Source organism: Candidatus Aquicultor secundus (assembly GCF_002791875.1).
In the GTDB taxonomy this organism is placed as follows: Bacteria; Actinomycetota; Aquicultoria; order Aquicultorales; family Aquicultoraceae; genus Aquicultor_A; species Aquicultor_A secundus.
The window spans coordinates 9,550-11,261 of record NZ_PFNG01000092.1; the positions used below are offsets into that span (position 1 = coordinate 9,550).

A 1,712-nucleotide genomic window follows, 5' to 3' on the forward strand; every position below is an offset into this window, starting at 1 on the left:
CAGTCGCATTCGCTCCTTCAGAATGACATGCACAGAAAGTAGATGTCGCGGTACTAGAGACTAGAACGGCACTTGTGCAAGACTAGATTAAAAACAGGGAAGCGGTTCGTAGTAGCGAATGTTTTCCTAGGGACTTTAATCTAGTTTCTAGTTTCTAGTCTCTAGTTTCTAAGACGCGAGAGTGGCGGAATTGGCAGACGCGCTAGACTTAGGATCTAGTGGGGAGACCTGTGGGGGTTCGAGTCCCCCCTCTCGCACAAAATCGTCCTGATGATTTATCAATGATATATAGGAGGCCTATATTGAAGACAGAAGTAAAGACAGAGGTTGAAAGGTTGGAGGAGGAGAAGGATACCGTTCTTCTCAAAGTAGAGGTTCCCACCAACGTATTTGACGCGGCTGTTGGTCAGGCATATAAGCGGATAGCCGACCAACTTGTCGTCCCGGGCTTTAGGAAAGGTAAAATCCCGAAAGCCATTATCGACAGCAGGGTAGGCAAGGAAGCTGTCCGCGAAGAGGCGCTGGAGCAGGCGCTGCCGCACTACTATATGGATGCGCTCAAAGAGAGCGACATAGAGCCGGTTGATCAGCCTGAGGTCGATATCGTCCAGGCTGAAGAGGGCAAGCCGCTTATCTTTACCGCCAAGGTCAAGGTAAAGCCGGAAGTAAAGCTTGGTAAGTACACGGGTCTTGAAGTAGACAAGCCGTCATCGGAACCGTCGGATGGCGAGATTTCGAGCCAGCTCGATGGGTTAAGAAACAACTTTGCGAACCTGGAACCGGTTGAGAATAGGCCCATCAAAGAGGGAGACTTCGCCCTGATAGACTTCGAGGGTTTCTCGGATGGAGAGCCGTTTGAAGGCGGCCAGGCCAACGACTACATGCTTGAGATAGGCTCGGGCACGTTTATCCCTGGCTTTGAAGAGCAGATAGCCGGCATGAAAAAGGGAGAGGCCAAGGATATTAAGGTAACGTTTCCCGAGGACTATGGGAACGACCAGCTAGCCGGCAAGGAAGCGACGTTTAAGGTCGCGGTTAAGGAGATCAAAGAGAAGAAACTCCCGGAGCTTAGCGATGATTTCGCCAAGCAGGTTGGATTTGATACGCTTGATGATTTACGGGCAGATATAAGGGAGAAGATTTACGAAGTTAAAAGTAAATACGCCGATGCTGAGGTAAAGGGCGAAATCGTTGACGCGGTCACCGACCTTTCTCAGGCAGAGGTTCACGAAGTTATGATCGAGCAGGAGATCGACGACATGCTCGAAGACTTTGCCGGTGACGTTAAAAGGCAGGGTTTAGACCTCGACCAGTATCTTGAATTAACCGGCATGACCAAGGAAGCTCTACGCGGCGACTGGCACGATAGAGCACGTCACAGGGTAAAAAGCCGCATGGTTGTTGAGGCCGTTGCGGAGGCAGAAAATATTGAAGTTACACCTGAAGAGGTCGATAATGAGATAAATAAGGCGGCAGAAGCAACCGGGCGCGACTTCGAGGAAGTAAAGCATATTTTCGAGATGAAAGGCAGCATCGGCGCGCTCAAAAAGAGGATTTTAATCAGCAAGGCAATCGACTGGTTGGTTGAGCGCTCGGTGATAACGGAAAAAGAAGCGGCAGAAGAAGCTGAAGAAACTACCGAAGCCAGCGAGGCCGGCGAATCCAATGAGGCCGATGAGGCTAGCAAACCGGAAGTAATAGAAGAGCAGTAA

1 protein-coding gene and 1 tRNA gene are annotated in these 1,712 nt (G+C 50.2%); both read left to right on the top strand.

The genetic code is table 11. From position 1 onward, the window contains the following. Window positions 1-175: 175 nt before the first annotated feature. Window positions 176-257 (top strand) — tRNA-Leu (locus COY37_RS03880). A 45-nt stretch (window positions 258-302) separates the two neighbouring features. After that, a complete protein-coding gene (gene tig / locus COY37_RS03885) occupies window positions 303-1,712 on the top strand; it encodes a trigger factor (RefSeq protein ID WP_286679195.1) in 1,410 nt (469 codons plus the stop codon).